This window comes from Allobosea sp. Root483D1, from assembly GCF_001429505.1.
Lineage (GTDB): Bacteria > Pseudomonadota > Alphaproteobacteria > Rhizobiales > Beijerinckiaceae > Allobosea.
In genome coordinates this window covers 696,135-721,688 of sequence record NZ_LMJW01000022.1, presented here as the reverse complement: position 1 = coordinate 721,688, position 25,554 = coordinate 696,135, and the positions used below count along the sequence as shown (strand labels likewise).

The 25,554-nt window shown below is 66.7% G+C and carries 25 protein-coding genes; 8 read left to right on the top strand and 17 right to left on the bottom strand.

The window, feature by feature from the left end; translation table 11 throughout:
• Positions 1–4: 4 nt before the first annotated feature.
• From nuoF to ASE66_RS26085, 7 genes are all read right to left on the bottom strand, one after another.
• Positions 5–1,309 (bottom strand): NADH-quinone oxidoreductase subunit NuoF, encoded by a 1,305-nt coding sequence (gene nuoF / locus ASE66_RS26115; RefSeq protein WP_057192638.1) that lies wholly within the window; start codon positions 1,307–1,309, stop codon positions 5–7.
• Positions 1,310–1,319: 10 nt separating this feature from the next.
• A complete protein-coding gene (gene nuoE / locus ASE66_RS26110) occupies positions 1,320–2,564 on the bottom strand; it encodes an NADH-quinone oxidoreductase subunit NuoE (protein ID WP_057192637.1) in 1,245 nt (414 codons plus the stop codon).
• Complete coding sequence (locus ASE66_RS26105) at positions 2,564–3,754, bottom strand: NADH-quinone oxidoreductase subunit D (RefSeq protein WP_057192636.1); 1,191 nt, start codon at positions 3,752–3,754, stop codon at positions 2,564–2,566. Before ASE66_RS26105 ends, nuoE begins: the two co-directional genes overlap by 1 nt.
• Positions 3,751–4,188, bottom strand: a complete 438-nt coding sequence (locus ASE66_RS26100; protein ID WP_057192635.1) for a GFA family protein — start codon at positions 4,186–4,188, stop codon at positions 3,751–3,753. Before ASE66_RS26100 ends, ASE66_RS26105 begins: the two co-directional genes overlap by 4 nt.
• 4 nt (positions 4,189–4,192) lie before the next feature.
• Positions 4,193–4,798, bottom strand: coding sequence for an NADH-quinone oxidoreductase subunit C (locus ASE66_RS26095; RefSeq protein WP_057192634.1), 606 nt, complete (start codon positions 4,796–4,798; stop codon positions 4,193–4,195).
• A 36-nt stretch (positions 4,799–4,834) separates the two neighbouring features.
• Positions 4,835–5,413: a NuoB/complex I 20 kDa subunit family protein gene (locus tag ASE66_RS26090; protein ID WP_156412378.1), complete on the bottom strand. Its 579-nt coding sequence runs from the start codon at positions 5,411–5,413 to the stop codon at positions 4,835–4,837.
• Positions 5,414–5,492: 79 nt separating this feature from the next.
• Positions 5,493–5,858 carry an NADH-quinone oxidoreductase subunit A gene (locus ASE66_RS26085; RefSeq protein ID WP_156412377.1) on the bottom strand — a complete coding sequence of 122 codons (366 nt, stop codon included), beginning with the start codon at positions 5,856–5,858 and terminating at the stop codon, positions 5,493–5,495.
• A gap of 129 nt (positions 5,859–5,987) precedes the next feature.
• Here ASE66_RS26085 and ASE66_RS32265 point away from each other — a divergent pair, with 129 nt between their 5' ends.
• Both ASE66_RS32265 and ASE66_RS26080 read left to right on the top strand, forming a co-directional pair.
• Complete coding sequence (locus ASE66_RS32265; protein ID WP_156412332.1) at positions 5,988–6,221, top strand: hypothetical protein; 234 nt, start codon at positions 5,988–5,990, stop codon at positions 6,219–6,221.
• Positions 6,222–6,266: 45 nt separating this feature from the next.
• Positions 6,267–6,878, top strand: a complete 612-nt coding sequence (locus ASE66_RS26080; RefSeq protein ID WP_082613739.1) for a YcbK family protein — start codon at positions 6,267–6,269, stop codon at positions 6,876–6,878.
• 28 nt (positions 6,879–6,906) lie between these two features.
• On the opposite strand, the gene ASE66_RS26075 is transcribed toward ASE66_RS26080, so the two are convergent.
• Positions 6,907–8,220, bottom strand: coding sequence for an aspartate aminotransferase family protein (locus ASE66_RS26075; RefSeq protein ID WP_244495065.1), 1,314 nt, complete (start codon positions 8,218–8,220; stop codon positions 6,907–6,909).
• Positions 8,221–8,355: 135 nt separating this feature from the next.
• Between ASE66_RS26075 and ASE66_RS26070 the strand changes: the two genes are divergently transcribed.
• The gene (locus ASE66_RS26070; protein ID WP_057192630.1) at positions 8,356–9,144 is read left to right on the top strand and encodes an IclR family transcriptional regulator; all 789 of its coding nucleotides are present in this window, start codon (positions 8,356–8,358) and stop codon (positions 9,142–9,144) included.
• 8 nt (positions 9,145–9,152) lie between these two features.
• On the opposite strand, the gene ASE66_RS26065 is transcribed toward ASE66_RS26070, so the two are convergent.
• From ASE66_RS26065 to ASE66_RS26040, 6 genes are all read right to left on the bottom strand, one after another.
• The gene (locus tag ASE66_RS26065) at positions 9,153–10,100 is read right to left on the bottom strand and encodes an ABC transporter permease (protein WP_057192629.1); all 948 of its coding nucleotides are present in this window, start codon (positions 10,098–10,100) and stop codon (positions 9,153–9,155) included.
• Positions 10,097–10,975: an ABC transporter permease gene (locus ASE66_RS26060; protein WP_057192628.1), complete on the bottom strand. Its 879-nt coding sequence runs from the start codon at positions 10,973–10,975 to the stop codon at positions 10,097–10,099. The genes ASE66_RS26065 and ASE66_RS26060 overlap by 4 nt, the downstream gene beginning before the upstream one ends.
• 55 nt (positions 10,976–11,030) lie before the next feature.
• Positions 11,031–12,572, bottom strand: a complete 1,542-nt coding sequence (locus ASE66_RS26055; protein WP_082613737.1) for an ABC transporter substrate-binding protein — start codon at positions 12,570–12,572, stop codon at positions 11,031–11,033.
• 31 nt (positions 12,573–12,603) lie between these two features.
• On the bottom strand, positions 12,604–14,112 hold the full coding sequence (locus ASE66_RS26050; RefSeq protein ID WP_057192627.1) for a M81 family metallopeptidase: 1,509 nt from the start codon (positions 14,110–14,112) through the stop codon (positions 12,604–12,606).
• Positions 14,113–14,298: 186 nt separating this feature from the next.
• Positions 14,299–15,606: an alanine racemase gene (locus ASE66_RS26045; RefSeq protein ID WP_057192626.1), complete on the bottom strand. Its 1,308-nt coding sequence runs from the start codon at positions 15,604–15,606 to the stop codon at positions 14,299–14,301.
• Positions 15,597–17,057 carry a M81 family metallopeptidase gene (locus tag ASE66_RS26040; RefSeq protein WP_057193400.1) on the bottom strand — a complete coding sequence of 487 codons (1,461 nt, stop codon included), beginning with the start codon at positions 17,055–17,057 and terminating at the stop codon, positions 15,597–15,599. The genes ASE66_RS26045 and ASE66_RS26040 overlap by 10 nt, the downstream gene beginning before the upstream one ends.
• Before the next feature lie 182 nt (positions 17,058–17,239).
• Here ASE66_RS26040 and ASE66_RS26035 point away from each other — a divergent pair, with 182 nt between their 5' ends.
• Entirely contained in the window at positions 17,240–18,742 is a 1,503-nt protein-coding gene (locus ASE66_RS26035) for a M81 family metallopeptidase (RefSeq protein ID WP_057192625.1), read from the top strand.
• A gap of 34 nt (positions 18,743–18,776) precedes the next feature.
• On the opposite strand, the gene ASE66_RS26030 is transcribed toward ASE66_RS26035, so the two are convergent.
• The gene (locus ASE66_RS26030; RefSeq protein WP_057192624.1) at positions 18,777–19,847 is read right to left on the bottom strand and encodes a Gfo/Idh/MocA family protein; all 1,071 of its coding nucleotides are present in this window, start codon (positions 19,845–19,847) and stop codon (positions 18,777–18,779) included.
• Positions 19,848–20,002: 155 nt separating this feature from the next.
• Between ASE66_RS26030 and ASE66_RS26025 the strand changes: the two genes are divergently transcribed.
• The gene (locus ASE66_RS26025; RefSeq protein WP_057192623.1) at positions 20,003–20,683 is read left to right on the top strand and encodes a TetR family transcriptional regulator; all 681 of its coding nucleotides are present in this window, start codon (positions 20,003–20,005) and stop codon (positions 20,681–20,683) included.
• A gap of 49 nt (positions 20,684–20,732) precedes the next feature.
• Here ASE66_RS26025 and ASE66_RS26020 read toward each other — a convergent pair whose 3' ends face one another.
• Both ASE66_RS26020 and ASE66_RS26015 read right to left on the bottom strand, forming a co-directional pair.
• Positions 20,733–22,127 carry an MFS transporter gene (locus ASE66_RS26020; RefSeq protein ID WP_057192622.1) on the bottom strand — a complete coding sequence of 465 codons (1,395 nt, stop codon included), beginning with the start codon at positions 22,125–22,127 and terminating at the stop codon, positions 20,733–20,735.
• Positions 22,128–22,652: 525 nt separating this feature from the next.
• Positions 22,653–23,570, bottom strand: a complete 918-nt coding sequence (locus tag ASE66_RS26015; RefSeq protein ID WP_057192621.1) for a LysR substrate-binding domain-containing protein — start codon at positions 23,568–23,570, stop codon at positions 22,653–22,655.
• A gap of 83 nt (positions 23,571–23,653) precedes the next feature.
• Here ASE66_RS26015 and pcaD point away from each other — a divergent pair, with 83 nt between their 5' ends.
• Genes pcaD through pcaH form a run of 3 tightly spaced genes read left to right on the top strand, consistent with a single transcriptional unit; the run spans position 23,654 to position 25,554 of the window.
• Entirely contained in the window at positions 23,654–24,439 is a 786-nt protein-coding gene (pcaD, locus tag ASE66_RS26010; protein WP_057192620.1) for a 3-oxoadipate enol-lactonase, read from the top strand.
• Positions 24,440–24,455: 16 nt separating this feature from the next.
• Positions 24,456–24,818, top strand: a complete 363-nt coding sequence (gene pcaC / locus ASE66_RS26005; RefSeq protein WP_244495063.1) for a 4-carboxymuconolactone decarboxylase — start codon at positions 24,456–24,458, stop codon at positions 24,816–24,818.
• Positions 24,819–24,831: 13 nt separating this feature from the next.
• The gene (gene pcaH, locus ASE66_RS26000; protein ID WP_057192618.1) at positions 24,832–25,554 is read left to right on the top strand and encodes a protocatechuate 3,4-dioxygenase subunit beta; all 723 of its coding nucleotides are present in this window, start codon (positions 24,832–24,834) and stop codon (positions 25,552–25,554) included.

Genomic DNA, 25,554 nt, shown 5'->3' with positions numbered 1-25,554 from the left:
GGTCTCACTCCGCCGCCATGAGCCTGACCGGCTCGCCATGCGGGTTGGCGGCATAGTCGTCGATGCGCTGCTCGATTTCGTGACGGAAATGGTTGATCAGACCCTGGATCGGCCAGGCGGCAGCGTCGCCGAGCGCGCAGATGGTGTGGCCCTCGATCTGCTTGGAGACGTCGAGCAGCATGTCGATCTCGCGCTTCTGGGCGCGGCCTTCCGCCATGCGGTTGACGACGCGCCACATCCAGCCGGTGCCCTCGCGGCAGGGCGTGCACTGGCCGCAGCTCTCATGCTTGTAGAAATAGCTGATGCGGGCGATGGCGCGGATGATGTCGGTCGACTTGTCCATCACGATCACCGCCGCCGTGCCGAGGCCCGACTTCAGCTTCGAAAGCGAGTCGAAATCCATCGGCGTGTCGATGATCTGCTCGGCCGGCACCATGCGCACCGAGGAGCCGCCGGGGATGACCGCCTTGAGGTTGTCCCAGCCGCCGCGGATACCGCCGCAATGGCGGTCGATCAGCTCGCGGAAGGTCAGGCCCATAGCCTCTTCGACGTTGCAGGGCTTGTTCACATGGCCGGAGATGCAGAACAGCTTGGTGCCGACGTTGTTCGGCGTGCCGATCGAGGAGAACCAGCTGGCGCCACGACGCAGGATGGTCGGCGCGACCGCGATCGACTCGACGTTGTTGACGGTGGTCGGGCAGCCATAAAGGCCGACATTGGCCGGGAAAGGCGGCTTCAGCCGCGGCATGCCCTTCTTGCCCTCGAGGCTCTCGAGCAGCGCCGTCTCTTCGCCGCAGATATAGGCGCCGGCGCCGTGATGCACATAGAGATCAAAGGGATAGCCGTGCTTGTTGTTCTTGCCGATGAGGTTTGCCTCATAGGCCTCGTCGACAGCGCGCTGCAGCGCCTCGCGCTCGCGGACATATTCGCCGCGGATGTAGATATAGGCCGCGTGCGCGCCCATGGCGAAGGAGGCGATCAGGCAGCCCTCGACCAGCGTATGCGGGTCGTTGCGCATGATCTCGCGATCCTTGCAGGTGCCCGGCTCCGACTCGTCGGCATTGACGACGAGGTAGTGCGGGCGCCCGTCGCTCTGCTTGGGCATGAACGACCATTTCAGGCCGGTCGGGAAGCCAGCGCCGCCGCGCCCGCGCAGGCCCGACTTCTTCATCTCGTCGATGATCCAGTCGCGGCCCTGCTCGAGCAGGAACTTGGTGCCGTCCCAGGCACCACGCTGCATGGCGCCCTTCAGCGACAGGTCATGCAGTCCGTAGAGATTGGTGAAAATGCGGTCGCGATCAGCCAGCATCGTTGTCGCCTCAGTTCGCCGGCTTGTCGCCGAGCTTGCTCTCCGGCCGCCAGCCGGTAGCGAGCTTCTTCGCCTGCGAGATCCAGTCGTCACGGACCGCCCTGCCCTTGAAGCCGGTCAGCCTTGCATCGACCCAGGCGAGCTCCGCCGGGGTCCAGGCGGCGACCTGGTCGAAGTGCCAGACGCCCATCTCGTTCAGCATCTTGCCGAGCCTGGGACCGACGCCCCAGATCAGCTCGAGATCGTCGCCCTTGCCGCCGCGTGCCGCGGTCAGCAGCTGCGGCTTGGACTCGGCAACGGCGGGAGCCGGCTCGGCGACCGGCGCAGCCTTGGCTGCCGGCGCCTTCTCAGCTGTGCCCTCGGCGGGATTGTCCTTGATCGCCTTGCTCGTCGCAGAAGGCGTGTCCTGCGCGGCGCTGGCCGGCTGGTTCGGCTCGGACGGCTTCGGGCGGGCGGGCGCAGCGGCCTCGGGGGCCGGCGCGGTCTTGACGTCGGTCGGCCCGGTCTTGGCCATCGTAGCAGCAGCCTCGGCTTCCGCCTTGGCCATGGCCTCGGCCGCAGCCTTTTCGCTGGCGATCTTGATCGCGTCTTCGCGCTGCCTGGTGATGCGCTTCTGCCAGTCGCCGGCGCCGATCACCGAGCCGTCGAACAGGGCCGGATCCTTCAGCGTGTCGCCGCCGCCGAGCGGCTCCGAGCAGGAGCGGTCGACCTGCGGGCCGGGCTTGGTCGGACGGCCCTCGCGCAGATCGCCGAGCAGCTTGCGGAAATTGTCCGGCGTCAAGTCCTCGTAATAGTCGAAATTGATCTGCGCCATCGGGGCGTTGCAGCAGGCCCCGAGGCATTCGACTTCGAGCCAGGAGAGCTTGCCGTCGGCCGTGACGGTCGATTGCGGGCCGATGACGTCCTCGCAGACCTTCTTCAGCGCCTCGGCGCCGCGCAGCGCGCAAGGCGTCGTGCCGCAGAGCTGTATGAAGTGCTCGCCCACCGGCTGCAGGGCGAACATGGTGTAGAAGGTCGCGACCTCCAGCACCCGCATCGGCGCCATGCCGAGCTTGCGGGCGACCGCTTCGATCGCGGCGCGCGGCAGCCAGCCATCATGCTGCTCCTGCGCTTTCCAGAGCAGCGGGATCACGGCCGAGGCCTGCCGGCCTTCGGGGTATTTGGCGATCTGCTGATCGGCCCAGTTCTCGTTCGCCGCGTTGAAGGCGAAGGAGGTCGGCTGAACGTGATCAGGCGCGAGACGACGGACGGACATCAGCGGTCCACCTCACCAAAGACGATATCGAGGGAGCCGAGGATCGCCGAGACGTCGGCGAGCATGTGCTTGCGGCACATGAAATCCATGGCCTGGAGATGGGCGAAGCCCGGCGCCTTGATCTTGCAGCGATAGGGCTTGTTGGTGCCGTCGGAGACGAGATAGACGCCGAACTCGCCCTTGGGCGCCTCGACCGCTGCATAAACCTCGCCCTCGGGTACCTTGTAGCCCTCGGTGTAGAGCTTGAAGTGGTGGATCAGCGCTTCCATCGAGCGCTTCATCTCGCCGCGCTTGGGCGGCACCATCTTGCCGTCGAGCGAGGAGATCGGCCCGCCGCCATCGGCCGAGAGCAATTTCTCGCAGCACTGCTTCATGATGTGCACCGACTGGCGCATCTCTTCCATGCGGATGCAGTAGCGGTCGTAGCAGTCGCCGTTCTTGCCGACGGGGATGTCGAACTCCATCTCCTCGTAGCACTCGTAGGGCTGCGACTTGCGCAGGTCCCAGGGCGCGCCGGAGCCACGCACCATCACGCCCGAGAAGCCCCATTTCCAGCAGGTCTCGAGATCGACCACGCCGATGTCGACATTGCGCTGCTTGAAGATCCGGTTGTCGGTGAGCAAGGTCTCGAGGTCGTCGCAGACCTTGAGGAACGGGTCGCACCATTCAGCGATGTCGTGGATCAGCGAGGTCGGCAGGTCCTGGTGGACGCCGCCCGGCCGGACATAGGCCGCGTGCATGCGCGCGCCGCAGGCCCGTTCGTAGAAGATCATCAGCTTCTCGCGCTCCTCGAAGCCCCAGAGCGGCGGGGTGAGCGCGCCGACGTCCATCGCCTGCGTGGTGACGTTGAGGATATGCGAGAGGATGCGGCCGATCTCGGAATAGAGCACGCGGATGAGCTGGCCGCGGCGCGGCACGGTGACGCCCATCAGCTTCTCGACGCCAAGCGCGAAGGCGTGCTCCTGGTTCATCGGCGCGACATAGTCGAGCCGATCGAAATAGGGCACGGCCTGGAGATAGGTCTTGTGCTCGATCAGCTTCTCGGTGCCGCGATGTAAGAGGCCGATATGCGGGTCGACACGCTCGACGATCTCGCCGTCGAGCTCCAGCACCAGGCGCAGAACGCCGTGCGCCGCCGGATGCTGCGGCCCGAAATTGATCGAGAAATTGCGGATGTTGTGTTCGGTCATGTCCGGCCTTCCTGGGCGGCATGGAATTCGGCGATCACCTGCTCACCGGTCTTGCGCCGGCGCTCGCCCGCGAAGGCGTAAAGGTCAGGCTTCTCATCGATGAAGATCTCTTCGGCGAAGACGAGATCGGAAGGATCGTCGAGGCTCGGGAACGCCACCGCGACATGGCCCTCGCCCGAGCGCTGACGCCAGAACAGGCTGGTGCCGCAGTTCCGGCAAAAGACGCGCTCGCCCCATTCGGACGAGGGATAGACGGCAAGATTCGTCTCGTCGGCGACCGCGACGTCGGTGCAGGGCACGGTCATCAGCACGCCGCCGCTCCATTTGCGACACATGTCGCAATGGCAGACGTCCATCTCCGGCTTGGCCATGGTCGCCGTGAAGCGAACCGAGCCGCAGAGACAGCCGCCGGAGAGTTTGTGGCCTTCGCCCATCCGCTCAGCCCGCCTTGGCCTTCTCGTCGCCCGGCAGGACGTATTCCGTCCCTTCCCAGGGCGAGAGGAAGTCGAAGTTGCGGAACTCCTGGTTCAGCTTCACCGGCTCGTAGACGACGCGCTTCTGCTCGTCGTCGTAGCGGACCTCGACGAATCCGGTCAGCGGGAAGTCCTTGCGCAGGGGATAACCCTCGAAGCCGTAATCAGTGAGGATGCGGCGCAGGTCCGGATGGTTCGAGAACAGGATGCCGTAGAAATCGTAGGCCTCGCGCTCGTACCAGTTGGCCGCCGGAAAGACCTCGATCACGGACGGAACCGGGGTCGCCTCGTCGGTCTGGATCTTGACGCGCACACGCCGGTTATGGCGCGGCGAGAGCAGGTGATAGACGACCTCGAAGCGCTTCTCGCGCTGCGGATAGTCGGCGCCGGCGATGTCGGTGAAATTGACGAAGCGGAAGCGCGGATCGTCGTAGAGAATCTTCAGGACCCGCACGATATCGGCCGCCTCGGCGAGCACGGTCAGCTCGTCATAGGCGACGACGATATCGGTCACCGCGCCGGGCAGCGCCGCCTTGATCTCTTCGCCCAATGTCACGAGCGCTTCGCTCATCGCATCACCTTCGCAAGCCACCGGTCCACGAGCGCTTCAGCGCTCGATCGTCCCGGTCCGCCGGATCTTCTTCTGCAGCAGCAGCACGCCGTAGAGCAGCGCTTCCGCGGTCGGCGGGCAGCCCGGCACATAGACGTCGATCGGCACGATGCGGTCGCAGCCGCGCACCACCGAATAGCTGTAGTGGTAGTAGCCGCCGCCATTGGCGCAGGAGCCCATCGAGATGACGTAGCGCGGCTCCGGCATCTGGTCGTAGACCTTGCGCAGGGCCGGAGCCATCTTGTTGGTCAGCGTGCCGGCGACGATCATCACGTCCGACTGGCGTGGGCTGGCGCGCGGCGCGAAACCAAAGCGCTCGACATCGTAACGCGGCATGGAGAGCTGCATCATCTCGACCGCGCAGCAGGCGAGGCCGAAGGTCATCCACATCAGCGAGCCGGTGCGGGCCCAGTTGATCAGGTCATCGCTCGCCGTGACGAGGAAGCCCTTGTCGGCGAGCTCATTGTTGATCTCGACGAAGTAGGGATCGCGGGCGCCGATGGGCTTGCCGTCCGGGCCGAGCAGGCCCCGCGGCGCGGACGCGACCAGCGGATCACCACGATCGATCGCTGTCATGGCCATCAGTTCGAACCTTTGAGTTTCGTCGAATGTAAGAACATGGACGGGAGCGTATCAGGTCTCAGCGACAAAGCGATCAGTCCCACTCGAGCGCGCCCTTGCGCCACTCGTAGACGAAGCCGACCGTCAGCACGCCGAGGAAGACCATCATCGACCAGAATCCGAGCCAGCCGAGCCCGCCGAAGGCGACCGCCCAGGGGAAGAGGAAGGCGACTTCGAGGTCGAAGATGATGAAGAGGATGGCGACGAGGTAGAAGCGCACGTCGAACTTCATGCGCGCGTCGTCGAAGGCGTTGAAGCCGCATTCATAGGCCGAGAGCTTCTCGGCGTCCGGCTTGGAATAGGCGACGGCGAAGGGGGCGACCAGCAGCGCCAGGCCGATCACCAGCGCCAGGCCGATGAAGATCACCAAAGGCAGGTAGTCCGACAGCAGGGACTGCACAGGAAGAGCTTGCATCTGTCACCCCGCTTCAACCCGGCGCCGAGGCGGCGCCCTCAATCTCGCCAGTCGATTAGACCCTGCTTTAGAATCACGCAAGGGTTCGCCGCGCCGCACAACGCGGCTGTCGCCATGTCTTTGCCGCATATGTTCGTGCCGCCCGCGGAAGCGGCACGATTCCCGGCCGTTTCGGCTCCAATTTTCGTGATCGGCCGCTCCCGGCGCAAGGCGGTTGTCGCGGCGCATCGAAGCATGGCAAACCGGGACGTAACGTCAGTCTTCGGCGCCGGCACGATTCGTCGGCAAGCACTGCCGATGCGTCAGGAGCACCGCTGCGGGAATGCCGAGGCCAACAACGCATCGTGATCGCGCGCCCCTGGCCGTCGTCCCGCCATCGGCGTCCCGCGCTGCATGAGCGCAATGCGGCGAGTCGTACTGGCCGGTGCCTGTGCCACCGGGATGGTGCTTGGCGGCGCGGCCGCAGCGCAGATGATGCTCGCGCCGCTGCCGCCGGAGCGCCCATTCGATCTCGACCTGCAGATCAAGCCGGGTGCGCCGCCGATCATCGTCGTCCCCGCTGCACCAATCGAAGCCAGCGTCGCCTCAGGCCCGGCGCCCACCCTCGCCCAGCCCGATGACGACGAGGGGCCGGAATGGCCGCAGCGCACGCCGGGGCAGACCGCCGAGGAACCCGCCTTCGACCCCGACGAGAAGCCCGACAGGCCGGGCATCTCGACCGACCCTGGGACCTCGATCGCCTGCCTGCCGCCGCTACTCAAGAGCATCCTCGGCAAGATCTCGGACAAGTACGGGGCGGTGAAAGTGACCTCGACCTGGCGGCCACCCTGGCGGGCGCGGCGCGGCTCCTATCACAAGCGCTGCGAGGCGATGGATTTCCGCGTGCCCGGCGTCAGGCCGCGCACCGTGCTGGAGTGGGCCCGTGCCCTGCCGGAGGTCGGCGGCCACAAGCTCTACTGGAACGGGCTGATCCACATCGACACCGGCCCACGCCGGCCCTGGTGATCAGGCACAGGGCATCTATCTGCCTGGCTCAGATCTCCGCGACGGCTCCCCGAACCGCCTCGAGCGTGGCATCGACGACCGCCGCGTCATGCTCCGAGGAGACGAACCAGGCGCCCCGTTCCAGCACACGCACGCCGCGCCTGAGCAGCGCATGGGCGAAGCGGCTGTAGGCGACCTTGTCCGAACGCGCGACATCCCGATAGGTCCGCGCCGGCGCGTCGAGCCCGAAGGCGACATGGAACATCAGTGGGAAGCCGGCGACCTGTGCCTTGATTCCCGCCTCAGCCAGGATCGTGCGGATGCCGTCCTGCAGGCGCTGGCCATGGGCGGAACTGCGCTCGTAATGCTCTGGCGTCAGGAGCTTCTGCGTCGCGACCATCGCCGCCATCGCGATCGGCTGGGCGTTGAAGGTGCCGCCATGCAGCACGCCGTCGGCGAACTGGTCGACGAGATCGGCCCGGCCGGCGATCGCCGCGACCGGAAAGCCGTTGGCGATCGCCTTGGCCATGAGAGTGAGATCGGGCGTGACGCCGAAGCGCTCCTGCGCGCCGCCGCGAGCGAGGCGAAAGCCGGTGATGACCTCGTCGAAGATCAGCAGCGCGCCATGCCGGCGGCAGGCGGCGAGCGCGCCTTCGAGATAGCCCGGCGCCGGGGCGATGGCGCCCTGGTTGCACATCGCCGGCTCCATCAGCACCGCTGCGACGTCGCCCCTGGCGAGGCGCGCTTCCAGCGCGGCGAGATCGTTCCAGCCGAGAATGGAGAGCCCCTCGCCCGCGTCTGGGTCCTGGCCCTTGCTGCCGATCACCGGGGTCGGCACATCCTCCGGCCCGGCCGCATTCAGCCCCGGCGCGGTGGACCAGAGGATGTTGTCGAACCAGCCGTGATAGTGCCCCTCGAACTTCACGATGGTCCGCCGACCGGTGGCGGCGCGGGCGAGCCGTATCGCCGCCTGCGCCACCTCCGAACCCGATGAGCCGAAGCGCAGCCGCTCGGCTGAGGGCACGCGCTCGCAGATCAGCTTCGCCGCCTCGTATTCGATCGGCGCCTGGCCGGCGAAGAGAATGCCTTTTTCCGCCTGTGTCCTGACCGCCTCCAGCACTGGCGCAGGGGTGTGGCCGAGCACGGTCGCGCCCATGCCGCAGTAATAGTCGATGATCCGGTTGCCATCGACGTCGATGAGATAGGCGCCCTCGCCACGCTCGAAGACGAGCGGTCCCGGCGCCATGCCGAGCCGGAAATTGCTGTTCACCCCACCCGCGATGAAGCGCGCATTCTTGGCGATCTGCCGGGCCGATTCCTCGAAGCGCAGTGTTCCCGCCTGCTCGGTGCCGTTCGCTGCCACGTCCGCCGCCTCCGCTGCAATCCGCACGAGCAGACCAAAGCGCTCCATCCGCGTAAAGGAACACGGGTTTCGTGTTGCGGAATTCGATGGCGCTGGCTATGCCGGCTCATCGTTCAGGGGACGACCGGAGCGGCCATGCCGAAGACGACCGAGAACCCTTATGTCGTGCAGCCGGTGATGAAGGCGCTGAAGGTGCTGGAACTGGTCGCGCGCCACGGCCACGAGATCGCGCTCACTGCCGTCAGCAAGGAATTGCGGATTCCGAAGACGACGACCTTCCGCTATCTGCAGACGCTGACGGCCGCCAAATTCCTCGACCACAACCGGGCGACGGATCGCTACACGCTCGGCCCGCAAATGCGTGCGATCGCCCGCGCCGATGCCAGCGTCAGCAAGATCCGCACGCTCGCCCGGCCGGCGATGACCGAGCTGATGCATGAGTTCAACGAGACGGTGAACCTCGCCGTGAAGGGCAACGGCACGATCGTCTATATCGACCTGATCGAGGCCAATCGCTCGCTCAGGATGCAGGCACGTATCGGCGACAGCCACCCGATGCACTCGACCGCGCTCGGCAAGGCGATCCTCGCCTTCCTGCCCGAGGCCGAACGACAGCGGCAGCTCGACCTGCCGCTGACCGAGCGCACCGGCCGCACGCTGCTCGAACGCGAGGAGATCGAGCGCCAGCTGCGCCAGGTGGCACGGACCGGCTACGCCACCGAGATGGGCGAGAACGAGGACGGCGCGATGTGCATCGGCGCGCCGATCCTCGACGAGAACGGCTATCCGGTCGCGGCGCTCTCGATCTCGGCGCCGCTGATGCGGATGCCGCATTCGCTGGCGGCCAAGGCCGGCGCGCGGCTGCGCGAGATCGCGGCCGGCATCTCGGCCCGGCTCGGCTCGCAGCCGGCAGCAGCGGGCTGACGGCCGGCTCATCGGTATTCGATCCGCGGGTCGATCCAGGCGTAGAGCATGTCGACCGCGAGGTTGATCAGCATGTAGGCGATCAGGATCACCAGGATGCAGCCCTGGATCAGCGGGTAGTCGCGGGTGGTGATCGCCTGGATCAAGAGGCGCCCGAGGCCCGGATAGGTGAAGACCGCCTCGGTCACCACGGCGCCGCCGATGAAGTGCGCCATCATCAGCCCGACGATGGTGACGAAGGGCAAAAGCGCGTTACGCATGATGTGCAGGCCGACGACGCGCCTCTCCGGCACGCCCTTGGCGCGGGCGGTGCGGACATAGTCGGCTCGCGCTTCGCCGATCAGCGACGCCCGCAGGAAGCGCCCGAGCACGCCCGAAACGTAGACGCCGAGCGTCAGCGCCGGCAGGACGAGGCTGCGCAGGGCATCGAGCGGCGCTTCCCAGAGCGGCACATAGCGCGAGGCCGAGGGCAGCCAGCGCAGTTCGACGGCAAAGAGCAGGATCAGCAGGATGCCGAGCCAGAAGGTCGGCACGCCGAGGGCCAACGCGCTCCAGCCGCTGAGCACGCGATCGAGCCAGGAATTCGGCCTGACCGCGCTGGCGATCGCGACCGGGATGCCGATGACGAGCGCCACGATGATCGCCGAGAGCGCGAGCTGCAGCGTTGCCGGCAGCCGCTCGCCGATCAACTGCAGCACCGGCTGGCGGCTGTGCAGCGACAGGCCAAAATCGCCGGTGACCGCCCGGCCGAGCCAGTCGGCATATTGCACCACCATCGGCCGGTCGAAGCCGAAGCGCCGGGTCACCTCGGCGATTTCCTCGGGCGTGGCGTTCTCGCCGGCGATGACCGCGACCGGCCCGCCCGGCACGGCATAGATCATCGCGAAGATCGCGAAGGAGGCGATCAGCAGCACGGGCAGCATCTGGGCGAGGCGGCGCAGGACATAGGCCGTCATCGCCGGCCTCCGATCGCCACGCCGGAGGCCTCGGTCTCGTCGCGGTCGAGGATCGCGGTCAGAGCCCGCCCGATCGTATCGAAGGAAAGGATCGTCAGCGTCAGCACAAGGCCGGGCAGCACGGCATAGCTCGGCGCCTCGTAGAGATAGGATTTGCCGGTCCGCAACATCTCGCCCCAGCTCGGGGTCGGCGGCGGCACGCCGACGCCGAGGAAGGCGAGCGCCGCCTCGAGCAGGATCGCGATCGAGGCCAGCACGATCGCCTGGACCACGAGCGGGCTGAGGATGTTCGGCAGGAGGGTCCGCAGCATGATGTAGCCGGGCCCGCCGCCGAAGCTGCGCACCGCCATGACGAAATCGAGCTGGCGCAGCGCCATCACCTGCGCCCTCGCGATCCGGGCGAAACCCGGAATGCCGGCGATGCCGACGGCGATCAGCGCCGCGCCCTGGCTGCGGCCCAGCACCGCGATCAGCGCCATGGCGAAGAGGATGTTCGGCAGGGCAAGCAGCACGTCGATGCAGCGCATCAGCAGCGAGTCGCGCCAATCACCGTAGAAGCCGGCGACGAGCCCGACCGGCACGCCGATCAGCGCCGCGATCAGGACGGCGCCGAAGGCCGTGACCAGGGAGGTGCGCGCGCCGTAGACGACGCGGGCCAGGATGTCGCGGCCGAGTTCGTCGGTGCCGAACCAGCTCTCGGCCGAGGGCGGCTTCAGCGAATCCGCAATGCTTTGCGCCAGTGGATCGAGCGGCAGCAGGCCGGCGAAGGTCGCGGTCAACGCGACCAGAGCAAGGAAGATCAAGCTCAGAGCAGTGCCACGCCGGGCGAGCAACCGGCGCAGCAGGTGGCGCAGGGATGCCAACGCCTCCTTCATGGGCCAGCGCCGAACCGCAATACGTCAGGCACCGGGCTGGCCCCGTTCCACCGCCTCACTTGAACCCGATGGTGCGGGCGATGAAGAGGTTGTCGATGTCGAGCGTGATGCCGCTGATTTTCTCAGAGGCGACGATCAGGCCGACATCGTAGGAATTGGTCGGAATGCCGAAGGCCTCCTCGACCATGACGCGGTTGAGGTTGTCATAGGCCGCCTTGACCTCCGCCTCGCCGCCGGCAGCGGCGTCGACCTTGGCGATCGCCGCGACATAATCCGGATGCGGGTGCGGGTCCTTCAAGATCGGATTGCCGGAGGTGCGGTAGATCGAGTTGGTCGTGACCCGCGACGGGAATTTCTGGACATTGCCGACCGCGCCGAAGGTCGCGGCGAAGTCGCCGCCGAGCAGTGCGGTGACGTATTCGGCGCCCTGGCGCATGTCGAGGTCGATCGGCACGCCGATCTTCTGCAGCGAGCCCTGCACGATCTGGCTGATCGATACGGAGGCCTCGTCGCTGCCGTTGACCAGCAGCTTCCAGCCCTTCATCTCGTCGGCGGACAGGCCGGAGGCGGTGATCAGCTTCTTCGCCTTTTCAAGGTCATAGGCGTAAGTGTTGGTGTAGTTGTCGTCGAAGGCCGGGCTCGCCGGCGCCCAGGGCAGCGCCACGACCTTGCCCATGCCGGCATAGCCGACACGCAGGATGCTGGCGCGATCCATCAGATGGTTGAAGGCCTGCCGGAACGATTTGTTGCGGAAAGGGCCGCGCGTCGAGTTGATGCGGAAGACCTGCACCAGCGGGCCCGGTCCGGCGAAGACCTGATAGCCGGCGCCCTTCAGCCGCACGGCGCTGCGCGAGGAGCCGTTGTAGACGATGTCGACCGCGCCCGATTCCAGCGCGGCAGTGGCGGCCGCGTCCTCGCTGAACACGGTGAAGACGAGGTCCTGCGCGATCGGCTGCTTCTCGCGCCAGTATTTCGGATTGGCCTTGAGCGTCAGCCCCTGGCCGACGGCGCGGCTGACCAGCGTGTAGGGCCCGGTGCCGGCCGGCACGGTCTCGACCGTGTCGATGCCCTTGGCCTCGATCGGGATGAGGAACTGCAGGAGATCGAGGATCTGGCGCTCGGGCGCCGGCGCCTTGAAGTTGATCACCACCGTGCGCTCGTCCGGCGCCGACCAGTCCTTGACGATCGACATGGTCGAGAAGACGTTTTTGCCGCGCTTGGGGTCGGCGCCCTTCTGCAGCGTCGCCAGCACGGAATCCGACTTGAAGGGCGCGCCGTTGTGGAAGGTGACGCCATCGCGCAGCGTCAGGCTGACCGAGGTCTTGTCAGGCGAGATTTTCCACTCGGTCGCGAGGCTCGGCTGCGGCTTTCCCTCCGGCGTGTACTCGATCAGGCTGTCATAGAGGTTCTTGATGACGTGGAAATTGACCGTCGAGAGCTGCTGGGGATCGAAATTGGCGAGCTCGCTGAGAACCGCGACACGCAGCGTGCCGCCCTTGAGCTGCTGGGCGAAGGCAGGGCCGGCCGCGAGCAGCGGCGCTGCTCCCGCCAGGGTGAGACCGGTGATGCAGAATTGACGTCGCGACAGCTTTGTCATCGCTCTCCCCTCTTGTTGTTCAGGTCGACAATCAGCCCGTTCCCGCTCCCGGCTGGGACGAATGCGCCCGCCAGTCGCTTATCGTTTCCAGTGGGTAGACAGGCCGTGGAATGCGCTGCCACGGCAGGGTGAAGACATCGGACTGCCCCGGTCCGCGCGTGTCGGCGCGGATCACCTGCGAGGTGATCGGGGCGAAATACTGGAAGTTCGAGGCCGTCTTGAGCACCGCCATCTTGTAGTCGGAAAGATCGATGCCGAAGGCCTCGTAGACACCCGGCACATTGCCGGCGACGCCGCGGAGTTCGCTGATCAGCAGGGTCACCGGCCCGACATCGAAGACCACCACCCGGCCCATGTCGACTTCGGGCTGGTGATTGTAATCCAGTCGGACCGGGCCGCCACCGATCCGCCTGACCCGCCCGGTCACCGTGAGCGGCTTGAAGAATGCGGTCGCCGCATCGCCGCCGAGCGGCAAGGTCACCTCGGCGCCCTCGCCCGCTGCGACCAATGTCGCGACCGCCTGCGGCGAGATCAGGGGGATCAGGGTGCGGCTCCTTGTACCCTGCCGCAGGATCGACTCGAGGATCAGGTTGCTGTCGCCGGCCGCGCCGCCGAAGACGGTATCGCCGGTATCGCTCAGCACGATCATGCCACGCTCGGCGGCATCGCCCGCTCGTACGGCGTCGTCGACCGAGACCGCTTCGCGAACCTGGAAATCGTCGCGCATTAACCAGGCGAGATCGGCGAGCTCGTCAGCAAGTTTTTCGGCCAAGGTCTGATCGCCATCGGTGACGACGATGGTCGACCAGCCGCCCTCGGCGACATCGAGCCAGGGCTGCATCGGATAGTTCGAGGCCTGAAGCACGCGCGGATCTGCCTCCAACGCCCTCGCTTGGTCGAACCAGATTTTCATCGGGCCCTTCGAGGTCAGGAACTGCTCCTGATGCGAGAGCAGCGGGATCTTGCGCCAGGCCATGACCGGTTTGAGCTTGCCGGTCAGAATCCGCAGCAGCACTTGCGTGCCGACCTTGCCGGTATCGAAGACGTCATGCGGCTGGGTGCGGTGCCCGACGATGGCCGTGCAATTGGCCATGATCTTGTGGGTGACATTGGCGTGGTGATCGAGCCCGAGCAGGATCGGGATGTCTGGACCGAGGATCTGCCGGCAGAGCTCGGCCTGCTCGCCCTCGACATCGTCGACGCCCTCGGCGGCGCAGGCGCCATGCAGATGCAGGACGAGCCCGTCGATCGGGCCGATCGCCTCGAGGCCGATGCGGATCTTCTCCTGGAAGAAAGCGAAGGCCTCGCGCGAAATCCGGCCGCCCGCCACCGCCCAGGCGCGGATGATCGGGACGGTCTCGACTTCGAGCCCCGACTCCCTGATCGCGGCATAGTGGCCACCGATCTGGCCGATATCGCTGAAATGCCGGGCGATGTCCTCGCCTTCATAAAGGCCGAAGGCCTGGAAGTCGGCGAGCGTCGTCAGCACCGGATTGAAGTCGTTGGTCTCCTGGACAATGTGGATCAGGGCAAGACGCACATCGACCTCCCGGACATCGGCTACCGCCGCTGGACCACCGATCGCATGCGGCGGCCCGCAACCTCTCAAGTCTCGCCGTGGCAAGGCTCGTTCGCCGAGACGGTAGGTTCGCAACCTGACCGAAAGCGTAGTTGCCGCCGTTATTTCGCGTCAAGGATCGCGAGTTTCACGACAAGAAACAACAGATCAGAAGAAGGTCCGGATTGCCCCCGTCACCTGATAGGCGTCGTCGACCAGCATCAGCAGCCCCCATTTGTCGAAGGTGGTGCAGGGGTGGCCGATACCGAAGGCGACCATGTCGCCGACCTCCAGCGGGCTCTTCAGCGGCGTGCCGAGATGGCAGTGCTGGTCGTTGAGCGCGAGCACTGTGTGTCCGGCAGGCATAGGTTCCGGCCGCGCCATCGCGCCGCCCGGCCGATACCAGCGCAACGGCACCGGAAAGCCGGAATCATAGCTGATGTCGCGCTTGCCGACGGTGAGCAGGCTGCGCCCGCGCTCGGGCCGCGACTGGACATAGGCCCAGACTTCCAGCGCCGGCTCCAAGCCGCCCGGCGGCAAGGCGAGGCTCGTCTCCATCGTGATCCGGCGAAACGAGGCCGTGTAGGTCGTCGAGTCATGGGTGAGATAGCAGCCGGAACGCAGCAGCTTGAGGATGGGCCGCGCGAAGGACGCGGCGTTGAAGCGCTCGCCGGCGCGGTCGAAGAGCGAGGTTCCACCGGCGCTCAGCACCATCGGTTCGTGGCCGAGCAGCCCTTCGGCTTCAGCCGCCGCAGCCGTCGCGACCACTTCATCGAGCAACCGATCAGCCGCCTTGGCCTCACTCAGCAAGCCCTCGAAGCACTCGAACCCGGAGAGCCGCAAGCCCGGCGAGGCAGCGACGGCGCGCGCCACCGCCATTGCCTCCTCGCGGCTGCGCGCGCCGGTACGCCCGCCCATGAAGCCGATCTCGACGAGGATACGCAGCGGATTGGCGTTGCGATGCCCTCCGGCAGCCTCCGCCAGCAGTTCGACGCCGGCGAGGCTGTCCGCGAGGCAGTAGAGCTCGAAGCCCGGCTCCCGCAGGGCCTCGAAGCAGGCGGCGATCTCCTGTTTGCCCACCGGCTGGTTGGCGAGGATGACGCGCTTGACCCCGTAACGCTGGCAGACGGTGAGCTGCTGCATGGTCGCGACCGTGATCGCCCAGGCGCCATCGGCGATCTGCAGGTCGAAGAGCTGCGGTGCCATCGTCGTCTTGCCGTGCGGGGCGATCAGCAGGCCGTTGGCGGCGGTGAAGGCGGCCATCCAGGCGCTGTTCGCCTTGAGCACGCTCTCGCGAATGACGGCGAGCGGCATCGGCATGTCGCCGGCAAGGACGTTCCAGCCCTGCCGGCCGATCTCGCCGAGCCGCAGGGAGGCCGCGGACGGGACGCCCTTGATCGTCCCGTCGAGAATCTGGTCCTCGACCCCGGCGAGCGACAGGCGCGGCAGCGCAGCGGCGGATTGAGCTACAGCCATGGATTCGGATCCAGCGGGGAAAAGGGGCGTTTGACCTTGGTATAGGGGATCTTGCTGGCGTCGGGCGGATAGGGCCCGCCGCTGTCGAGATAGAGCACGCTGGCGGCGATCGGCGCGAAGGCGGCGTGGAAATGGTTCGAGGATTTGACCACGACCAGCGTCTTCGCCGAAAGATCGATGCCGAGATCGGTGAAGACCGGCGGGCTGAAGGTCTGGGCGCGGGTCGAGGCCAGGACGATGTGGAGAAGGCCGATCCTGATCGCAACCGCCGGTCCGAGCGAGACCCAGCTCTGCTCGAACGGGATCAGCAGATCGGCGGTCGTTCCGACCACCTCCACCATCGCGTCGATCGGCCGGCCGGAGGACGGCGCCGCCTTGCCGGCGAAGCGCAGCGGGATTTCGGCCCCGATGCCGGCGGCGCGGCAAAGGCTCACTGCGACGGGATCCCAGAGCGCCCCGATCGCCGCCGGAATCTCGGGGTGGCGCAGCAACGCCTCGACCATGACGGAAGAATCGCCGGCGACGCCGCCGCCCGGATTGTCCCAGCGATCGGCGAGAACGACGGGCTTGCCCGGCTCGGCCTGCTCGATCGCAGCCGCGATGCCCTCCTCCGGCTTGTAATGCCTGGGCGAAGCGCCCTGCCCCCAGCCGAGGATCTCCAGCCCGAGCCGCGTCGCCAGCGCCGCGGCCTTGTCACGGTCGCCATCGGCGATGACCAGCACCTTGCTGCCGACATCGGCGACATCGGCTGCCTGGAAGCCATGCGCGACCGAGATGCTGAGGATGCCGTCCCGGCCTTCCATCGCCTTGATCCGGTCGACGAAGCTGCGGCCGGGCTCGCGGCTGGTCATGAAGGCGGCGAGCCCGCGGCAGTCGAAGACGGCGCTCACCGGCTGCACCTGCCCGCGCGCCGTCCTGAGGCAGAGCTCCAGCAGATCCTCGGCCCGCGCCAGGAAGTCGGTATGGGGGAATTCCTTGAAGGCGACGATGATGTCGGCGCCCTCGATCATCCCGGCGCTAAGATGGCAGTGCATGTCGAGCTCGACACCGATGACGCAATCGGGCCCGGCGAGCGCCCGTGCCTGCGCGATCAGGTCGCCTTCGCAATCATCGTAACCCTGCGCCACCATGGCGCCGTGCAGTCCGAGCAGCACGATGTCGACCGGCAGCGCCGCCCGGAGCTGGCCCAAAATCTCGTCGCGCAGGCTCTCATAGCCCTCGCGAGAGACCAGCCCGGCCGGCTCGGCCCAGGTCGCCGTGCCCTCGACCAGATCGTAGCCCTCGCTCGCAGCGCGGCGGCGCGCCGCGACGATCGGGGCCGAGCACAATGTCGGCGTATCCGGGTGCGCGCCGGGTGGGCAATAGAAGGCGCTCTCGAAGGCACTGCGATCGACATAGAGCGGCGCGAACGTGTTGGTTTCCGTCGCCAGCGACGCAGTGAAGACGCGCATGCGGATCCATTCCAGAGCAGCGCCGACGCCCGCCCCTTCGGCCGTCGGCGCGGCCATGAAACCGGCAGCGGGCTTGCGCTGTCAAAGGACCTACGTTCCCTGGAGTGGAACAATGCAGGCTTGATTCGGAACAGGCGAGCCGCCGAGATGCTCCTGCTTCGTCCGCAGGAGCTGCCGAGACCATGTCGCAACGCCGCCGCATCCTGCTCGGGGCGCTCTTCCACGAGACGCACAGCTTCGTCGACGAGATCACCGGGCTCGCCGATTTCACCATCCGCCAGGGCGAGGAGCTGCTGCGGCGGCGTGGCGACGGCTCGACCGTGGACGGCTTCCTCGAGGTCGCGGCGGCGGAAGGCTGGGAGGTCGTGCCGACGGTCGACTATACGGCTCTGCCCGCCGGCACCGTCGATCACGCCATCTTCCAGGGCTTCCTGCGGGACTTCGCTGTCGGGCTGGCGGCCGCGCTCGCCTCGGGCGGTCTCGACGGCATCTGGCTGGCGCTGCACGGCGCCATGGTCACGACCGAAAGCCCCGACCCGGAAGGCGCGCTGCTCGCCCATATCCGCTCCGTGCCGGGCTGCGAGAGACTGCCGGTCTTCGGCGTCTTCGACCTGCACGCCAACTTCACCGCGGCCATGGCTGAGCATGCCAACGCCCTGGTTGCCTATCGTGAGAACCCGCACACCGACGCGCGCGAATCGGCGGTGCGCTCAGCCCGGCTGCTCGCGCGTGCCCTGAAAGAGGGCGAGCTGCCGCGCATGCTCTCCTGCAACGCGCCTGTGATGTGGCCGCCAACCGGCACCGGTACGGCCGACCGGCCGATGCAGGACCTCGAAGCGCTGGCGCGCCGGATCGAGCAGGAGAATCCGGCGATCTGGGTCGCGAACGTCATCGGCGGCTACTCGTTCTCGGATGTACCGGAAGCCGGCGTCGCCTTCGCGCTGGCCTTCACCGGACCGGAAGCTGCCGCCCGGGAAGCGCTCGACCGCTTGGTGCTGATTGCGACGGAATTGCGCGAGCTCGGCCTGCCGGCGGAATGGGACATCGACCAGGCCGTCACCGAGATCCTGCGCTCGCCCGGCGGGCCGTATATCGTCGTCGAGCCGGCCGACAATATCGGCGGTGGTGCGCCCGGCGACAGCACTTCGGTGCTGCGCGCCTTCCTGCGCCATGGCGTCGAGAACTGCGCGGTCGCCATCGCCGATCCGGCAGCCGTCGCGGCGATGTCCGGAGCGCAGCCTGGCGAGGTGCGCAGTCTCTCGATCGGCGGCAAGGGCAGCGCGATCGCCGAAGGACCGGTCGAGATCGAGGCTGCCTTCGTCAGCGCCAGCGATGGCGCGTTCGCGCTCGAAGACCTCAACAGCCATCTGGCGGCATCGCAGGGCTCGCGCTTCAGCATGGGGCCGAGCGTAGTGGTGCAGGCCGGCGGCGTCACCATTCTGCTGAGCAGTCGCAAGACGCCGCCCTTCGATCTCGGGCAGTTGCGCTCACAAGGCATCGAACCGGAGACGCTGAAGGCGATCGGCGTCAAGGCGGCGGTGGCGCATCGGCGCGCCTATGACAACATCGCCAAGGGCAGCTTCACCGTGGCGACGCCCGGCCCCTGCACCAGCCGGATCGAGACCCTGCCATTCAAGCGGCTGCGACCTAGCGTCTTCCCAATCGCGGGCGGAACGTCGCGCTGACGGCGGGAGCCCCGTCCGCTCACGGCGTCCTTCGCTACGCTGCGCCAGGCGAGAGCAGGGTCGTGTAGCGATCGCGCAGGTCGACCCGCCGGCCGGTCGCGGCAGCCTCGGCCACGGCGAGCGTCGCGATCAGCGTGCGCGCCCCGTCCTCGACCGGCTGCAGCGACGCCGCCGTACCGCGGATCACGTCGCGGAAATGGTCGAGCTGGGCGATGTAGGGGTCGAGCGTCGGCGCATGGATCCGCTGCGCCTTGATCGGCAGGTTCCAGCTCGGCTCGCCGGCCTGCGCCCACTCGACCAGGTTCGGGAATTCGAGCGCGCCACGGCTGCCCATGAAGCGGTAGCTGCTCTCGCCGCTGAACGGGAACTCCGGGGATTCGCCGACGCCCTGCTCGGTGGTCCAGGGCGAGACGGCACTGTCGCTGACGAAGAAGGTCCCGATCGCCCCGCTCTCGAACTCGATCAGCACGCCGGCCGTGTCCTCGACGGCGAAACCACGCCGGCGGTTGGAGAGGACGGCGCCGACCGAGACGATCTCGCCGACCGAGAAGCGCAGGAAATCGACCTCATGGATCAGGTTGATCAGGACGGGGCCGCCACCGGCCTGCGTCCGCCAGGGCGCCGCGTTGTAATAGGAAGCCGGCTTGTGCACCGCCCAGATGGCGGACACGCCGACGAGATCACCGATCCGGCGCTCGCTCAGCAGCGAGCGCAGGGTCGCGACCTGACGATGATGGCGGCGGTGATGGCCGACCAGCGAATGGATGCCGGCCGCCTTGACCGCGCCGATCAGCGCGTTCGCCGAATCCAGCATATCGGTGACCGGCTTCTCGATCAGGATGTGGATACCGCGACGCGCGCATTCGATGCCGTTCTCGGCATGCAGCTGATTGGGCGAGGCGATGATGACGGCGTCCGGCCGGGTCTCGTCGAGCATCGTCCGATAGTCGGCGAAGACGCGTGCGTCGGGGTTCTGGGCCGCGACCTGCTCGGCATTGACGTCGGCGATCCCGGCGAGGTCGAAATCGGGATGCGCGGCGATCTTGGCCAGGTGCTTGCGTCCGATCAGACCTGCGCCGATCACACCGATTGCGATGGTCGTCATGTTCTCACGGCTCCCTGTAACCGCCATAGGCTCGCCTGCAATTAACTTGCAGGATAATTATGTCTCAATTAACCTCATGGATAATTACTGTCAAGCAGCACAAAATCGTCTAAGCAGACAAGGCCCATATCGGAACGGACGACCGGGATCGCGGGATGAAAGCAGCCAGTGCGCAGACGCCGGCGAGCGCGGAACCAACCAAGGTTCGCCGCCGGGATCGCGAGAAGACGAAGGCCGAGATCCTGCAGATCGCCTTCGAGGAATTCGCCGAGAATGGGCTGCTCGGCGCCAATGCCGACGCGATCGCCGCGCGGGCCGGGATCACCAAGCGGCTGATCTTCTACTACTTCAACTCGAAGGAAGAGCTCTTCGTCGCCGTGCTGGAGATGGCCTATGGCAGGATGCGCCAGGCGGAGGAGAGCCTGCATCTCGAGACCCTCGAACCGGAGGCGGCGATCCGCCGGCTCGCCGAATTCACCTTCGATTTCCATCAGGCCAATCCGGAATTCGTCCGGCTCGTCGCGATCGAGAACATCCATCGCGGCCGGCACATCGGCAGCAGCGAGAAGCTCAAGCAGATGACCCGGCCGATCATCGGCCAGGTCGAGCGCGTGCTGGCCAAGGGCAAGAGCCTCGGCGCGATCAGGCCGGAGGTCGATGCCCATGAACTCCATGTCACGCTGAACGCCCTGTCGATATTCTCGGTGGCAAACCGGCATACGTTCGAGGCGCAATTCCGCTGGGACATGTCCTCGCCCGAAGCGAAAGCGCGGCGTCGGATCGAGGTCGCCGAGGTGCTGTGGCGCTATGTCCGCAGCGACAGGACGCCGGGGTAGCACGAAGCCCCGGCTCGCGCCGGGGCTTCTCAGCTCGATCGTCGGGATCTCAGCCACGCGAGGCGGAGATGGCCTCGTCCCGCAGGCGGTCATAGGTTGCCTTGTCGACCGGCACGGCATCGGGATTGCCGAGGTCCTTCATCTGCACGCGGTAGGTTTCGCGCGCCGACCAGGCAGCGGCAGCCGCGATGCCGGTGATGGCGAAGGCGATCGCACCGACGATCAGCGGCACGTTCTGCGAACCAGGAGGCGCGACGATCGCGAACAAAGCGGGCAGCAGTGCAGTGAAGGCGGTGCCGATGTTCTGCGAAATCGCCATCGAGGAGACGCGGGTCCGGGTCGGGAACAGTTCCGGATAGAAGCTCGGGAAGATCGCGTTGTAGCCCTGGTAGACGACGCCCCACATCAGCACCGACATCAGGATCGCCAGCGGCACGCTGTGGATCGAGATCGCGTAGAGATAGCCGAAGGCGAGCACGCCCGAGCCGAGGGCGCCGACGATGATCGGCAGGCGGCGGCCGATCCTGTCGGAGAGGTTGCCGACATAGGGGATGACGATGCAGGCGACGATGTTCCCCAGCACCGGGATCCACAGATAGACATCCTTGTGGAAGCCGATGCCATAGGCGGCCTGCACGGCATAGGCGGCGCCGAAGATGGTGGCGACGACCGGGATCACGTTCATCAGCGCCATCAGGACGACGCGGATCATGTCGGGCCAGGTCGTCTGGATCGCCTCGACGACCGGCGAGCGCGGCTTGGCGTTCTGGCTTCCCTCTTCCCGGAAGGCCGGGGTCTCGTCGACCTCGCGGCGGATGATCCAGCCGGCGATGATGACGATGAAGCTCAGCAGGAAGGGAATGCGCCAGCCCCAGCTGTTGAAGGCAGCTTCAGGCATGAAGTGAGCCAGCGGCAGGAATACCGCGGCGGCCAGGATCTGGCCCGCCTGCACGCCCTGCAGCGTGAAGCTGGCGAAGAAGCCGCGGCGACCGAAGGGAGCATGTTCGAGGATCATCGAGCTCGCACCCGAGATCTCGCCGGCAACGGCGAAGCCCTGGATCAGGCGCATGATGACGAGCAGGATCGGAGCCAGGATGCCGACCTGCTCATAGGTCGGCAGCAGGCCGACCGCGATCGTCGAGAAGCCCATCAGGAACATGCAGAGGATGAGCACGTTCTTGCGCCCATGCGTGTCGCCCCAGTGTCCCAGCACAAAGGCGCCAATGGGACGCGCGACGTAGCCGACGCCATAGGTTGCGAGCGAAGCGACGATCGCGACCGTGGGGTTGCTGGACGGAAAGAAGATCTGCGGAAAGATCAGGGACGCGGCCGTCGCATAAATAAAGAAATCGTAATATTCCAGGGCAGAGCCAATCCAGCCGCTGGCAGCCGCCTTCTTCGACTGATGCCCGCCCTTGGGCTCACCTTCGAGCGCAATCGTCATTATCTTCTCCCTAGATGGATGATCTGTTTTTTTAGATTTTCGGCAGGATGAGTGCGCGCAATGCCGGAGACCACCGCCGCGCGCTCAGCGTGGTCGGGATCGGATCGAAATCTGCCTTCGCTTCATGCCGTCGCTCGCCCCGCGACCGGGGCGGCACAAGCAGCCGGTGGAGTATCAGCGCGCGTCGACGAAGAACGAGCGGAGCGAAACGGCATCGGAATCTTCGTCGAGTCTTTAATCCCGCTGCCGATGTCTCCGCGATGGACGATAGGCCTCGCTTGCTCTCTCCTTATGTCCATAACTTACCAGCACAGAACTGCGCCGAATAATGCAAAGCATGCGCGAGATCATAACCCTGCACTTATGAAGTGATGGATGCGCGCGATAGAATCCATTCGCTCGCGGACACAGTGCTGCGAGCTGGCACGACCGGCCGCGAGCCGGATAGGCGCCTTCTTCCGACGCGCTGACGATGACTGGACTGGGGCGCGCTTTGGCCCGCCGCAGACCGTGCAGTTTCAGGAGCTAAGAGGACCTGCCCTCGCCGTGCCGCTCGATGCTCTCCCTGGTCAACCTGGCCAGCAGCTCCAGACCCGGGACGGATGGCCCCGCCTGGCGCCGGGTCAGCCCGACCGCTCCCGACAGGAAGCGCACCCCCGTCGGAATCTCGCGGAACTCGCCGCGGTCCAGTTCGTCGGCCACGACGCCGCGCGAGATGAACCAGACCGCGTCCGAGCCCAGCAGGAGGCCGCGCCCGACCGGCAGGGCGACCGTCTCGAAGGCTGGCAGCAACCCGGCGAGATTGAGCGTCATCAGATACTCGTCGACCGCCCGGCGGATGATCGCCGTGCCGGGCGGCATGACCACCGGAACCTGCGGCAGGAGTTGCGCGGCGCGCTCGTCGCGCAGCGGGTGATCGTGACGGGCGACGAGGGCGATCTCCTCCTCATAGAGATGCTCGAAGATCAGGCCGGCCATCTCGCTCGCGGCCGGCATGCGCCCGATCATCAGGTCGATCGCGCCATCGCGCAGCAAGCCGATCAGAAAGGAATGCGGGCCGGTCTCGATCGCCAGCACGGTCTCCGGCGCGATCTCGCGGAAGCGGAGCGCCACGCGCGGAAACAGCCGCGTCGCCGCCGTCGGCAGAACCCCGACCCGGATCGTGCTGCCCGCCGCCCCCGGATGCAGCGCCGCCGCGCCGGCTTCGAGCGCCTGCAGGCCGACGCTCGCATGGCGGCGAAACAAAGCGCCGTGCTCGGTCAGCACCAGGCGTCGCTTCTCGCGCCGGAACAATTGAACCGCCAGCAACTCCTCGAGCTCGGCGAGCGTGCGGCTCAGGGCCGGCTGGGTGATGCCATGGCGTCTGGCGACCGCTGAAAGGCTTCCTTCCGCGGCAATGTCCAGGAACGCCCGGATATGACGCAGCTTGATCGCAGCATGCATAATCACCTGATTATGACTCCGAGCAATCTTTGCATTATTCGCCGTAATTTTGCGCTGATAGGTTATGGGCAGGAGGAGAGATCGTGCAAGCCCTGACCCGCCCCTATGGCCCCCTCCACTATCGCGCGGACGGCCCGGTCGGTGCCCCCGCCGTGGTCTTCGCCAACTCGCTCGGCACGGATTTGCGGCTTTGGGATGCAGTTCTGCCGCTGCTGCCCGGGGATCTGCGCTATATCCGCTACGACAAGCAGGGCCATGGCCTCTCGTCGCTGGGCGACGGCAGCGACATCGCCGGCCAGGCAGCCGACGCCATCGCATTGATCGAGGCGGTTGCGGGCAAGCCCGTCGTCTTCGTCGGCCTCTCGATCGGCGGGCTGATCGCCCAGGCCGTGGCAAGCCTGCGCCCCGATCTCGTTCGCGCTTTGGTGCTCTCGAACACGGCGGCGAGGCTCGGCACGGCCGAAAGCTGGCAGGCGCGCATCGACGCGGTTGCCCGCCAGGGGCTGGAGCACATCGCCGACGGCATCATGGAACGCTGGTTCGCCCCCGCCTTCCGTGCGGGGCCGGATCTGCCCATCTGGCGCAACATGCTGGTCCGCACCCCGGCCGATGGCTACATCGCCGCCTGCAAGGCGCTGTCGCAGGCCGACCGGACGGCCGAGACCGCGGCATTGCGCCTGCCGGTCCTGGCGATCGCGGGCGATGCCGACGGCGCCTCTCCGGCGGAGCTGGTCAAGGCGACGGCCGATCTGATCCCCGGTGCGGCCTTCCACGTCATTCCCGGCACAGGGCACCTGCCCTGCGTCGAGGACCCTGCGGCCTATGCCGCCATCCTGTCCCCCTTCCTGAGGGCCCACGCCCATGACTGAACTTGCCGAGAAAGGCATGTCCATCCGCCGCCGCGTCCTCGGCGAGGCCCATGTCGGCCGCGCCGAGGCCAACAAATCCGCATTCGACGCACCTTTCCAGGCGCTGATCACCGATGCCGCCTGGGGCCATATCTGGGCGCGCAAGACGCTGCCGCTGCGCGAGCGCTCGATGATGACGATCGCGCTGCTGGCCGGGCTCGGCAATTACGAAGAGCTCGCTTTGCATCTGCGCGCCACGCGCAACACCGGCGCGAGCGAGGACGACGTGATGGAAGCTCTCCTGCACGTCGCGATCTATGCCGGCGTCCCGCGCGCAAACCATGCGATCAAGATCGCGAAGGAAATCTTCGCGGCCATGGCCCAAGAGCAAGAGGCCTGAGGGAGGAAAAGCCATGAAGCCAGCCGAGTTCTACCAGCGGGACCGCCTCCTGCAGCCGCCTGCACTGACGCCGAACTACAAGACCTCGGTCGGGCGCAGCCCGCGGCTCGCCATGCTCTCGCTGCAAGGCTCGATGTCGGAGATCACCGGCCCGACCTTCGGCCACAGCGACATCGACCCGATCGACAACGATCTGATCAAGAACTACGCCAAGGCCGGCGATCCGATCGGCGAGCGCATCATCGTCCATGGCCGCGTCCTCGACGAAAACGGCCGTGCCGTACCGAACACGCTGGTCGAGATCTGGCAGGCCAATGCCGGCGGGCGCTACCGCCACAGGAAGGACAGCTACCTCGCGCCGATCGATCCGAACTTCGGCGGCTGCGGGCGGACGCTGACGGACGAGAACGGCTACTACTTCTTCCGCACGATCAAGCCCGGCGCCTATCCCTGGCGCAACTGGGTGAACAGCTGGCGCCCGGCCCATATCCATGTCTCGGTCTTTGGCACCGCCTTTGTCCAGCGCCTGATCACGCAGATGTATTTCGAGGGCGACCCGCTGATCGCGAAATGTCCGATCATCGAAACGATCCCGGACCAGCGCGCCATCGAGCAGCTCATCGCGCCGCTGGACACGAACGCCGCCGTGCCGCTGGATTGTCTCGCCTACAAGTTCGACATCGTGCTGCGCGGCCGCCGCTCGACCCTGTTCGAGAACCGCCTGGAGGGGAACTGA

Coding starts and splice junctions, on each gene's coding strand:
- nuoF (WP_057192638.1), bottom strand. CDS start 1,309: ATGCTGGCTGATCGCGACCGCATTTTCACCAATCTCTACGGACTGCAT.
- ASE66_RS26105 (WP_057192636.1), bottom strand. CDS start 3,754: ATGACCGAACACAACATCCGCAATTTCTCGATCAATTTCGGGCCGCAG.
- ASE66_RS26045 (WP_057192626.1), bottom strand. CDS start 15,606: ATGGCTGTAGCTCAATCCGCCGCTGCGCTGCCGCGCCTGTCGCTCGCC.
- ASE66_RS26095 (WP_057192634.1), bottom strand. CDS start 4,798: ATGAGCGAAGCGCTCGTGACATTGGGCGAAGAGATCAAGGCGGCGCTG.
- ASE66_RS26020 (WP_057192622.1), bottom strand. CDS start 22,127: ATGACGATTGCGCTCGAAGGTGAGCCCAAGGGCGGGCATCAGTCGAAG.
- pcaC (WP_244495063.1), top strand. CDS start 24,456: ATGTCCATCCGCCGCCGCGTCCTCGGCGAGGCCCATGTCGGCCGCGCC.
- ASE66_RS26040 (WP_057193400.1), bottom strand. CDS start 17,057: ATGCGCGTCTTCACTGCGTCGCTGGCGACGGAAACCAACACGTTCGCG.
- ASE66_RS26025 (WP_057192623.1), top strand. CDS start 20,003: ATGAAAGCAGCCAGTGCGCAGACGCCGGCGAGCGCGGAACCAACCAAG.
- ASE66_RS26070 (WP_057192630.1), top strand. CDS start 8,356: ATGCCGAAGACGACCGAGAACCCTTATGTCGTGCAGCCGGTGATGAAG.
- nuoE (WP_057192637.1), bottom strand. CDS start 2,564: ATGTCCGTCCGTCGTCTCGCGCCTGATCACGTTCAGCCGACCTCCTTC.
- ASE66_RS26035 (WP_057192625.1), top strand. CDS start 17,240: ATGTCGCAACGCCGCCGCATCCTGCTCGGGGCGCTCTTCCACGAGACG.
- ASE66_RS26065 (WP_057192629.1), bottom strand. CDS start 10,100: ATGACGGCCTATGTCCTGCGCCGCCTCGCCCAGATGCTGCCCGTGCTG.
- ASE66_RS26030 (WP_057192624.1), bottom strand. CDS start 19,847: ATGACGACCATCGCAATCGGTGTGATCGGCGCAGGTCTGATCGGACGC.
- ASE66_RS32265 (WP_156412332.1), top strand. CDS start 5,988: ATGTCTTTGCCGCATATGTTCGTGCCGCCCGCGGAAGCGGCACGATTC.
- ASE66_RS26015 (WP_057192621.1), bottom strand. CDS start 23,570: ATGCATGCTGCGATCAAGCTGCGTCATATCCGGGCGTTCCTGGACATT.
- ASE66_RS26080 (WP_082613739.1), top strand. CDS start 6,267: ATGAGCGCAATGCGGCGAGTCGTACTGGCCGGTGCCTGTGCCACCGGG.
- ASE66_RS26100 (WP_057192635.1), bottom strand. CDS start 4,188: ATGGGCGAAGGCCACAAACTCTCCGGCGGCTGTCTCTGCGGCTCGGTT.
- pcaH (WP_057192618.1), top strand. CDS start 24,832: ATGAAGCCAGCCGAGTTCTACCAGCGGGACCGCCTCCTGCAGCCGCCT.
- ASE66_RS26090 (WP_156412378.1), bottom strand. CDS start 5,413: ATGACAGCGATCGATCGTGGTGATCCGCTGGTCGCGTCCGCGCCGCGG.
- ASE66_RS26055 (WP_082613737.1), bottom strand. CDS start 12,572: ATGACAAAGCTGTCGCGACGTCAATTCTGCATCACCGGTCTCACCCTG.
- ASE66_RS26060 (WP_057192628.1), bottom strand. CDS start 10,975: ATGAAGGAGGCGTTGGCATCCCTGCGCCACCTGCTGCGCCGGTTGCTC.